Origin of the sequence: Thermogutta sp. (assembly GCF_039793925.1) — a bacterium.
GTDB lineage: Bacteria > Planctomycetota > Planctomycetia > Pirellulales > Thermoguttaceae > Thermogutta.
This window is the reverse complement of the sequence record NZ_JBAMME010000200.1, coordinates 36,298-47,310: the sequence shown is the minus strand read 5'-3', so window position 1 is coordinate 47,310 and position 11,013 is coordinate 36,298. Positions and strand designations below refer to the sequence as shown.

The 11,013-nt window shown below is 57.7% G+C and carries 6 protein-coding genes; 2 read left to right on the top strand and 4 right to left on the bottom strand.

Annotated features, from left to right (window positions below):
- The first annotated feature begins 312 nt into the window (after nt 1-312).
- On the top strand, nt 313-4,008 hold the full coding sequence (gene metH / locus ABJK56_RS07900; protein WP_347244119.1) for a methionine synthase: 3,696 nt from the start codon (nt 313-315) through the stop codon (nt 4,006-4,008).
- Between the two features lie 22 nt (nt 4,009-4,030).
- Here the strand turns inward: metH and ABJK56_RS07895 are convergent, their stop codons facing one another.
- The 4 genes from ABJK56_RS07895 to ABJK56_RS07880 form a co-directional block, all read right to left on the bottom strand.
- Nucleotides 4,031-4,897, bottom strand: a complete 867-nt coding sequence (locus tag ABJK56_RS07895; RefSeq protein WP_347244118.1) for a radical SAM protein — start codon at nt 4,895-4,897, stop codon at nt 4,031-4,033.
- 150 nt (nt 4,898-5,047) lie between these two features.
- On the bottom strand, nt 5,048-5,323 hold the full coding sequence (locus ABJK56_RS07890; protein ID WP_347244117.1) for a hypothetical protein: 276 nt from the start codon (nt 5,321-5,323) through the stop codon (nt 5,048-5,050).
- 287 nt (nt 5,324-5,610) lie between these two features.
- The gene (locus ABJK56_RS07885; protein WP_347244116.1) at nt 5,611-5,811 is read right to left on the bottom strand and encodes a hypothetical protein; all 201 of its coding nucleotides are present in this window, start codon (nt 5,809-5,811) and stop codon (nt 5,611-5,613) included.
- A 354-nt stretch (nt 5,812-6,165) separates the two neighbouring features.
- The gene (locus ABJK56_RS07880) at nt 6,166-7,173 is read right to left on the bottom strand and encodes a DUF1559 domain-containing protein (RefSeq protein ID WP_347244115.1); all 1,008 of its coding nucleotides are present in this window, start codon (nt 7,171-7,173) and stop codon (nt 6,166-6,168) included.
- A gap of 275 nt (nt 7,174-7,448) precedes the next feature.
- Between ABJK56_RS07880 and ABJK56_RS07875 the strand changes: the two genes are divergently transcribed.
- Nucleotides 7,449-10,931, top strand: a complete 3,483-nt coding sequence (locus ABJK56_RS07875) for a glycosyl hydrolase (protein ID WP_347244114.1) — start codon at nt 7,449-7,451, stop codon at nt 10,929-10,931.
- The last annotated feature ends 82 nt before the right edge of the window (nt 10,932-11,013 follow it).

The following is an 11,013-nucleotide window of genomic DNA, read 5'->3' as shown; positions in this document are numbered from 1 at the left end:
CACCCCCTTTCGCCGGGGACTGAAGTCCCGGGCGCAAAGCGGGGCTAAAGCCCAGCACTCCATATGTTCCGAGTTATCCGGTCGTTCGGCGTTCGCCAACATCCCTCCGCGCGCGTATCATTGACAAATGGGCGTCCTTACATGGACAGAACGTGAATCGGTCTCCCCTCAGGATCGCACCTCTATACCGGTAATGTTCCAAAAATAATCGACACAGCCTCTGGGCTCATGAATACTTCCCCAGAGGGACGATTGCTTTGCAATAAAATCTATACGGTACTTGACAGGCGTTTAGCACAGCCTCACGCAGCCATGTACGATCCGACAGCACTTCTGAATGAGCTTATCCGCCAGCGCATCTTGATCCTCGATGGTGCGATGGGGACAATGATCCAGACCCTGCACCTAGACGAGGCGGCCTACCGGGGCGAGGCCTTCGCGCATCACCCATTCCCTCTCAAGGGGTGTAACGATCTTCTCTCGATCACTCAGCCCGATGCTATCACGGGCATCCATCTCGGCTATCTTGAGGCGGGCGCCGACATCATCACGACCAACACATTTAACGCCAACCGGATTTCGCTGGCCGACTATGGCCTGACGGACCATGTCGCCGCCATCAACGCGGCCGCGGTTCAGTGCGCCAAAAATGCTATTGCCCAGTATCAGTCTGCGCATCCCGATAGCGGCCCCTGTTTTGTGGCGGGATCGATCGGCCCAACCAATCGGACGGCCTCCCTTTCGCCGGACGTTAACCGACCGGGATATCGCGCGGTCACATTTGACGATCTCTACGGGGCCTATCGAGAGCAAGTGGAAGCCCTTTTGGCGGCCGGGGTGGATCTCTTGCTCGTGGAAACGATTTTCGACACGCTCAACGCAAAGGCCTGCTTTGTGGCGATTGAAGACGTTTTTGAAACTATCGGGAGGCGGGTTCCGGTGATGGCCTCGGTGACGATCACCGATCGGAGTGGTCGGACGCTTTCCGGACAGACGCTGGAGGCTTTTTGGATTTCGATCTCGCATGCACCTCTTTTCAGTGTGGGGATTAACTGCGCGCTGGGTCCGGAGTTGATGCGCCCGTTCGTGGAAGAGCTTTCGACCATCGCACCTATCTGGACGAGTTGCCATCCCAATGCGGGACTGCCCAATGAGTTCGGCGGCTACGACGAAACGCCGGAGCAGATGGCCGCCGTTCTGGCGGAGTTCGCCCAGAATGGATGGATCAACATCGTGGGCGGCTGCTGTGGGACCACACCTGCGCATATTCGGGCAATCGCGGAAGCAGTCCGAGACAAGCCTCCGCGGACGCCTCCCGACATCCCGCGCTGGACGCGTCTCGCCGGGCTAGAGCCGCTGGTCATTCGTCCGGACAGCAACTTTATTCTCATTGGCGAGCGGACAAACGTCGCAGGGTCGCGGCGGTTTGCGCGACTGATCCGGGAAGGCCGCTACGATGAGGCCGTGGCGATAGCACGCCAGCAGGTGGAAGGTGGGGCGAATATTCTCGACGTCAACATGGATGATGCCCTTCTGGACGGCGAGCAGGCCATGCGGGAATTCCTCAATCGACTGGCCGCCGAACCCGATATCGCCCGCGTTCCCATCATGATTGATAGCTCCAAATGGTCGATCCTGGAAACCGGGCTTAAGTGTCTTCAGGGCAAAGGGATTGTCAACTCAATCAGTCTGAAAGAAGGCGAGGTTGTTTTTTTGGAGGAAGCGCGAAGAATTCGCCGTTACGGGGCGGCGGTTGTGGTCATGGCGTTCGATGAGGAAGGCCAGGCAGTCACGATCGAACACAAGGTCCGTGTAGCGGAGCGGGCTTACCGTCTGCTGACTGAGAAGGTGGGCTTTCCGCCGGAAGACATCATCTTTGACCCCAATATACTGACGGTGGGGACGGGAATCGAAGAACACAACCGGTATGCGATCAATTTCATCGAGGCCGTCCGCCAAATCAAGGAGCGTTGCCCTGGTGCTAAGACTTCCGGCGGAGTGAGCAACATTTCGTTTTCTTTTCGCTCCAGCGAGCCGGTTCGCCGCGCGATGCATTCCGCGTTCCTCTATCACGCCATTCAAGCGGGCCTCGATATGGCGATTGTCAATGCGGGGCAACTCGACGTGTACGAGGAGATCGATCCCGAATTGCGGCAACTTGTGGAAGACGTGCTTTTTGATCGTCGGCCAGATGCCACCGAACGTCTTATTCGCTTTGCGGAAAAACTTTCCACGACCTCCACGGATGCCGCGGCCAAGAGCGAACAAAAATGGCGACAGGCCCCGGTCGCGGAACGGCTCAAACATGCTCTTATTCACGGGATCGACGAGTTCATCGAACAGGATGTCGAGGAGATCCGTCAGCAGATGCCGTCAGCCCTGGCGATCATCGAGGGCCCCCTCATGGACGGGATGAAAGTTGTTGGTGACCTTTTCGGCCAAGGGAAAATGTTCCTTCCCCAGGTTGTTAAATCCGCGAGGGTGATGAAAAAAGCGGTGGCCTATCTGACACCCTATATGGAAGCTGAGAAAGCCCTGGCCGGGGGCAATGGGGAACATCGGGGAACCATAATTTTGGCAACGGTTAAGGGCGACGTGCACGACATCGGCAAGAACATCGTGGGCATTGTCCTGGCCTGCAACAACTATCGCATCGTCGACCTGGGGGTAATGGTCCCCTGTGAAACAATCCTGGACACAGCGGAGCGTGAGAAAGCCGACATTGTCGGACTGTCGGGTCTCATCACTCCCAGTTTGGAAGAGATGGTCCATGTCGCCCGGGAGATGAATCGTCGCGGGATGACGCTACCGCTTCTTATTGGTGGAGCGACGACCAGCGCGAAGCACACGGCGGTGAAAATTGCTTCGGAGTACTCGGGAATCACGGTGCATGTGCCCGACGCCTCAAAAAGTGTGGGTGTCGTGGAGCGGCTGATGAATCCCGTGGAGCGAGCCGCTTTCGCACAAGAAATTCGCCGAGAGCAGGCCAAACTGGCGGAGAGTTACGCCCAGCGTCGCACGGCCAATTTGGTTCCCTATCGGGAAGCGGTGGCGCGTCGATTCAGGTGCGATTGGGGTACTGTGGACATCCCGCAACCGAGCTTTCTGGGCACGCGGACCGTGGAGGTGTCCGTGGAGGACCTCATTGGCTACATTGATTGGACGCCGTTCTTCATTGCCTGGGAATTGCCCGGCACATATCCCAAAATCTTCAGTGATGCCCGGTTCGGTCAGCAGGCAGAGGCCCTCTGGCGGGACGCGCAGCGGATGCTTGAGGAAATCGCCGCTGGCAATCTTCTTCATCCGCGGGGAGTTTACGGATTTTGGCCGGCCAATTCGGAGGGTGATGATATCCTGGTGTACACCGACGAGACGCGCACCCAGGTGCTTGCACGATTCTATACATTGCGGCAGCAGTGGCGACGGCAGGGGCAGGAAGTGTTTTTCGCCCTGGCTGACTTCGTCGCACCGGTGGAGAGCGGCCGTCCGGATTACATCGGTGCGTTTGCCGTTACGTCGGGACATGAGGCAGCGGCGCTGGCACGAGAGTACGAAGAACAGCGCGACGACTATCGGGCAATCATGGTGAAGGCGCTGGCCGACCGGCTCGCCGAAGCATTTGCGGAAATGCTCCATGCCCAGGCCCGGCGGGACTGGGGTTATGGGCAAAACGAGAACCTTTCCAACGAGGACCTGATCAAGGAACGGTATCGGGGAATTCGACCGGCACCGGGATACCCGGCATGTCCGGACCATACCGAAAAGGCCACGCTTTTCAGGCTTCTTCGAGCCACCGAAACGACGGGTATTCGTCTGACGGAAAGCTTTGCCATGGACCCACCGGCCTCGGTGTGCGGATGGTATTTCGCCCATCCCCAGGCCCGGTATTTCACGGTCGACCGCGTGACCCGCGACCAGGTGGAGGACTACGCCCGCCGCAAAGGGATGCCCGTGCAGGAAGTTGAGCGGTGGCTGGCCCCGTATCTTGCCTACGAACCGGAGAGCTGATCGCTATTCGCGTTACTTCGCACTAAGGATAGACCGCCGTGGTCAAACCGGTGCTGGCCTGCACCTGGTCAGCGATGGCTTCCAGCTCTTGGCGCGATAGCGCACTGACGAATGATTCGGCAGGCGGGCGCGCCACGGAGTAAATCTGCACCAGTTTAATCTGCCCGCCAACTTCGAGGATTTCATTCAAACGTTCACAGTAAGCGGCGATCTCGGCGGCTGGTGGTGCCTGGCCTTCCAACCGCATAAAAAGCGATTGGATGACAAGCGGGCGAATGCGAGCGGCCTGTGTGATGTTTTCCAGAATTCTCCGGAAAGGAATGGACGTGCGGGCAATCCTTTGGAAATATTCTTCGGTGCCCGCGTCCAGTTTGGCCCAAATTTCACCTCCATGGGCATCGAGAATGGCCAGTCCCCGCTGGACACCGGGGCGGTGGAACATGGAGGCATTCGTTATGAGAACCAACTTGACCTCATCCAAGCGCTCAGTCTGGCGAACATCTGCCGCCAGTTGGCAAATTTGCTCGAAATTGGTGAACGTGGTGGGCTCGCCATCTCCACTGAACGCAATGTCGCGGAGGTGTCGGAGAGGCAGCGGCGTATCTACGAACTTCTCCATCGCAAAAAGCTCACCCTGCCGAACGAGCCGAATAGCCTCATGGAGCTCTTCCCGAAGCCGGTCCATTTCGACGAAAACGCGACCCGGCATCTCCCGCCGATCCACCTGACAATAGACACAATCGAAATTGCAAATTTTATCGGGGTTAAGATTGACGCCGATGGAAACCCCCCCTGCCCGACGGCTCACTACCGGATAGACAAACCGGAAGCTTCCGAAGCTGCGTTCGTGACGGGTGAAGACGGCAGGCAAATGATCAGGCGACGACATTGGTGGGCAAGGTAAGCTGGGATCAATGAGCTCCGATCACTGATGAATCAGGGGAAGTTCTTGCGGGGATTCGGATCCCATTAAAAAATGCCGCCCCCAAACTTCCATAGATTGCCGTCCAACGGAATCCCTTCAACAACGGACGAATCTTCACGGTGCTCGCCGGATCACAGTGAATTCGTCCAGCGTGACAGTGGTGAGCTCACCGTCCGGGAGCTCAAGGAGAATCACATCGCTATAGGTTTTTTCGTCTGGGGCCCTATCGAAATGGAGGCCATGAGCGACCCGCTCGGTCCGCACCACCGTCCCCACGGTGCGGGTGGTCCAGCTTTTGCTGCCCACCGTAACGCGGTGTTCCACCTCGATCCGATCACCAGGTTTGAGCTCCTCGATGCACGGAATCGTGTCCAGTTCGCTCCCGATCATGACTCGACCCTCACCTTTGCCCGCCGATGAAAAGATGCCGACCCCGACTCTTAATTAGTCTACCAATCCAACCCCGAAAAAGACAAGTTGACATTTGCGATCTAATTTCTACGTTTATTTATTCGCTTCAGCGATTCCCTGATCGTGACCTGGGGGGCCTACCCAGTTGTCACGATTTTGGTTTCGGTCGAGCTCGAACCGACGCGATTGCCGGATTACTGGCGAGCTCTGGTTGCCCTGGCCTCGTTTGCAAAGGCCTGTTCAGGCGGAAAACCTTTTGCGCAACCTTACGGTCGCAACTTTGATTGCGCTTTCTCCGCCGCTGTGATGGCGTCGTCTTCCTGCTGGATTTTGGCCTTGAGGTCTTCCGTAGGCGGAGGCGGTGTCGCGCTCCGACCGCAACCAATCGCACTCCCTAGCGTAAGCCCCAGGAAGACCGCACCAACCACCGCCCATTTGCGGGAAGAACTTCTTTCATTGCGGGCCACTGTCAGAATCCTCCATTAACTTAACTCCAGAAAACCTCAAAAATGTTGCTTCACACAGCGCCCAAACTCGTTGCCAGGCGTATTCTGTGGCTGACGTCATCGAGCGCGAGGTAACGACCACGATTGTCGCTCTCGCACCCTCGGTGGATGGCTTTTGCTTTCTTCGAACGTTTCCCTTCAGCTCTGAGCATCGTTTTCAATTTGTCTGCGTTGTCGGCGAGTTGTTTCGACGACGGACAAAAGATGGTCGGCTGCCCGCGAGGCTCTGGCGTGGTGACACACATGGGGGGAGGGTCCGCGGGCAGCCAACCGGCGGCGTGAGGGTGGGGAGAGTTTGAATTTGCGGAGCACCTCTCAGTACTGGACGGGCTCGCCGTCATCGCTGAGGCTCAGCCGTCGAAACACTTGATGCTCAATCGTGAAGCTTAGGAACCGCACACCTCCATCGGCCATACAGGCGTTGAATCCACCTGGATGGGACGACCCAAAGAAGGGATGCCACTGGCCCCACACCCGGCCATCTACGTCCACAACGGTGGTCCAACCGGAGCCCGGATTGTAGGGGGCTTTATTGTCTGGGATGGGCGTCAGCCCGTATTCTGTGCCGTCAGTTTTGCGGAAGGCACCCCAGCGGATGATGTCTTCATCCCAGCCCGGGTTGTTCCACCTCTCGTTGTCTCCCCCTTCTGAACCGAAGGCCTTAGGGTTGAGCGCTTTCTCAGCCACCATGATCGTGTTGGAAGAGCCGTCACGAACCATTTCGACACGGATTCGTTTGGCATCTGTTTGAATCACGACGCCGCGGAGACCGTTACTTCCCGAGCCTCGCACATTTCCGCCATCGCGCTGACCTCCGTTTCCAGCATAGTCCGAGCGGTAAAACCTCCCGCTGCCGTAGAACTCCATGTAGCGGCGGGACGGGCAATAATAGGTCGGGATTCCCTGCTGCGCCACGATGTTTTCCTTGCTGTTCTGACCTGAACCGGGGGTAGGCGGATCGTCAGCGTCGCTGGCTAGGTCATAGATGGCTTTCTGCTCGATAAACGGAGTGATGTGGTAGAGCCAGCTCCAGCCATGGCGGGTCCGCGAATTGCAACAGGCGTCCAACGGATCGGGAACCCGGTGGTCACCATCCCGTGCTCCGTTCGGCAGCCAACCGTACACATCCTGAAAATTGTGGAAAGCCAGCCCAATTTGCTTGAGGTTGTTGCTGCACTGACTTCTCCTTGCGGCTTCGCGGGCCGCTTGGACCGCCGGCAGAAGCAACGCGATCAGAATCCCGATGATCGCGATGACCACCAGGAGTTCGACTAGTGTGAAACCGTGTTGCGAGGGTCTGTCACTTCGACCAGCACGAGTCATGGACTTCCTCCTACTCTGGAGTGCGGGACCCCTTCCCGCTTCCGCGTTGGCGCTGTCCCCGAGAGGGTCCCTATCCCGGAGACTCGCACAGATTGCCGGATCATGTCCCGTAGCCTTGGTTTGTCTTCCGTTGTTCGTTGTTCAAAGTCACTATACGGAGGCTGTGTTAGGAAACCGTTATGAGAGCGCTAAGAATCTGTTAAAATGGCGTCGCATTGAGGGAGCCGAAGGAATCCCGCCAAGTGAAGTGTTTGGCAACAGTACAAGGTGACTTTATGCTGAAACGCGTCTTGCCTACTGTTCTTTCAGTAGCAATTCTGAGCCTGAGCAGCTTTCTGAGGTCGCTGGCAACCGAGCTTCCCGACGAGCTGGTGTTGGGATTTCGTAATCCCCCGGACTCCGCACGACCGGCTGCCTACTGGTGTTGGATGAACGGCTACGTCGATGTTCCCCAAGCCCTGTGTGAGCTGCGACAATTCCGGGAAAAGGGCCTCAGCAGTCTGTACGTCTTCGATATCGGCGCGCGTGACCCCGACAAGGTCATCCCTGCAGGACCGGCTTTCATGAGCCGAGAATGGGTTCGCCAGCTTGTGCCACTCCTCAGCAAGGCCAAAGAGATGGGCATGGAAATTGGCCTCATCACGTCAAGTAGCTGGAATGCGGGTGGTCCCTGGGTAACCCCCGAATACGGGGCGATGGGGCTTTTCACCAGCCAGGTCAGTTGCGAGGGTCCCGGGCATATCGAGACCACTGTTCCGCACCCGCAACTCCCTCCCACTGCGTACAAACATCCTAGGGGATTTTCACCGATTTACCGGGATATCGCGGTGCTGGCGGTACCGGCCGACAGGGTTTACGATCGACCCACGTTTGTTTTCCAACTCGCACCACCTGGTCGCCACCTGGTCGATCACCTCATCCTTTGCAACACAGAGTCGGAAGACGCTGGCAAAACGGGGCCGCTTCACCGGTTCGTGAAGGGTTTTGCGGTTTACTTGTCAGACACCAGCGATGCTCCGGAAGCGTTTCGCCTTGTTGTGAAAGGCGAACTTAAACCGACGAAGGAGCCGCAGCGGTTCGATTTTCCGGCCACTTATGCGCGCTATGTCAAGCTGGAACTTCTTTCCAAACACAATCCCCGGGAATCGCGATGGGAACTGGGGGAATTTGAGCTCTACACCCCAGAAGGCCAGAACGTGGTCTGTCGAACGGTCGATGGTGGAAGCCGGACTGGGGCAGCTCTCGTGCGATTCACCACGCAGTGGAAAACATCGGGGCCCTGGTCTGCTGATTGCATTCACGACGGCATTCGCAACGGCCCGCGGAACAGCTGGGCATCGGCCGAGGAACCGCCCGTGGTTATCGCGTCTCCCACTCAGGTCATCGACCTCACAGAACGGCTGGAGCCTGACGGCAAATTGCATTGGGAGGCTCCTCCGGGGAAATGGCGAATTATTCGCTTTGGCTATGGGAACACGGGGCAACAGCTCGTTCTTCCCAGTCCCAATTCCGCAGGCTGGGCCATCGACCATTTCAATCCGGCGGCTACACAGTGGCATTTCAAGCATATCTTGGAACCATTGATCGCCGAGTTGGGACCGCTCGACCAGACGGCCCTCAAGCAGCTCTATGTCTGCAGCTACGAACTTCGCGGCGCCACCTGGACGCCGAACCTTTTGGAGGAGTTTCAGCGCCGTCGTGGCTACGACATGAAACCGTTCCTGCCGGTCCTTCTCGGATGCATCATGACGGACGAAGCGACGACGCGGCGCTTCATTCGCGATTACGAGACAACGCTTTCTGATCTGATTGTGGACGCTTTTTATGGTCGGGCCACGGAAATCTGTCATGAGCATGGACTGAAACTCTGCGCAGAAGCCGGTGGCCCCGGCCTGCCACTCCATCCTGTCCCAGTGGACGCCCTCAAAGCCCAGGGCGCTATCGACATCCCACGCGGCGAGTTTTGGGTGGATGAGCACATTTGGGTCGTTAAAGAAACCGCCTGCGCCGCACACATTTATGGAAAGCCGATGGTCGACATGGAGGCCTTCACGAGCTGGCGACACTGGCAGGATGGGCCCGCCGAGCTCAAGCCCATCGCGGACCGGGCATTCTGCGAAGGCGCCAACCATTTCACGTTCCACACGGCAGCGCATCGACCGGCCCAGGCCAAACTCCCAGGATGGGTCTACACGGCGGGTACGCATTTTTCGCCGTCGATTGCTTGGTGGCCGCTGGCCGGTGGATTCGTGGACTACATCGCACGGTGCAGCTTCCTCCTCCAGCAGGGCGAACCAGTTGCAGACGTATGCTATTACTACGGCGATCGGGGATTCAATTTCGTCATGCCCAAGAGCGTCGATCCCGCATTGGGCTTTGGCTATGACTACACGGTCACCGATACGAAGGCACTTCTGGAGCGGGCAACCGTACGCCAAGGGAGAATCTGCTTCGGCCCCCACGATGAGGGAATCCCGGTTCTCGTACTTCCTCCGGGAAGTGAAGTGACGCCGCAGGTGATGCAGAAGATCGCCACTTTGATTGAAGATGGAGCCACCGTGGTGGGCGAAAAGCCACAAAAAAGTCCTTCTCTGTCAAACTATCCCCAATGTGATGAAGAGGTCAGAAGGATAGCCGACCGCATCTGGGGTGAAGGCCCTTCACCGAGCGGTCAAAGAAAATATGGTGCAGGTCAAGTGTTCTGGGAAATACCGCTTAAAGAAGTGCTGCGGCAACTGGGCATTCCACCCGACGTGGTGGTGCGTACAGTCCCAGGGGCGTCCATCGATTATGTCCACCGCAGGACTCCGGACGCGCATATTTATTTCTTCTGGAATCGCTTGCCGCGCTGGGAAAATGTTGTCGCACGGATTCGCACGGAAAGCGGAACTCCCGAGATTTGGGATCCAGTCGCCGGAAAAAGAGCGAAACTCGCAGCCTTTCGCCCGACCGCCGACGGGATGGAACTGCCTCTTTCGCTTCCACCGCTGGGAAGCCTCTTTGTGGTCGTCCCTCGCCATGACAAAGACCAGGTGGCGATGGACCCGGTTGTGAGTATCACTCGGGAAGGGAAAGAGCTCCTCTTCAGCCCCTCCGCAGGCAGGCCGCGCGTACAGATTGTACTCGGCGACGATGGTTCGCGGAAAGTGTGCTGCGAAACGCCCGGCGAGTATGAGCTTGTTCTGGCGTCCGGGAAGCGGATTTCGTTCATGGTGGCACCGAGTCAGCACGAGATCTTAACAGGTGCGTGGCAGGTGGAGTTTCCACCAGGTTGGGGAGCTCCGGAGAAGACAACCTTCCGCGAGCTGATCTCCTGGACCGATCATCCTGAGCCGGGCATCAAATATTTTTCGGGTGTGGCAACTTACCGAAAGACTTTCCAGGTCAGCGAAATTTCGCCCGATCAGCGGGTACTCATTGATTTGGGGGAAGTTCGCTTCGTGGCCGACCTGATGGTCAACGGCCGCTGGATGGGTTATCTCTGGACACCGCCTTATGAAGTGGACATCACACATGCCGTTCACCGCGGCGAAAATGAACTGGTCGTCCGCGTGGCCAACGTGTGGTCCAACCGACTGACCGGGGACGCCCGGGAACCACAATTCGGTACATTCACTTATACCAACATCAAGAACGCACTGGCCTGGCGCGTGCCGTGGAAAGAGGCACCGCTTCACCGCTCGGGCCTGTTAGGACCGGTGACGGTGAGAATCGTGACGCCCGTTGACTTGCTGCACGAAGAGACCAACCACCAGTAACTTTGGAATGCCCGGCCTTTCTGGAGTGCGGGGCTTTAGCCCGCTTTCGCGCGGGAGCTTTAGCTCCCCGCAGCGCGACCAA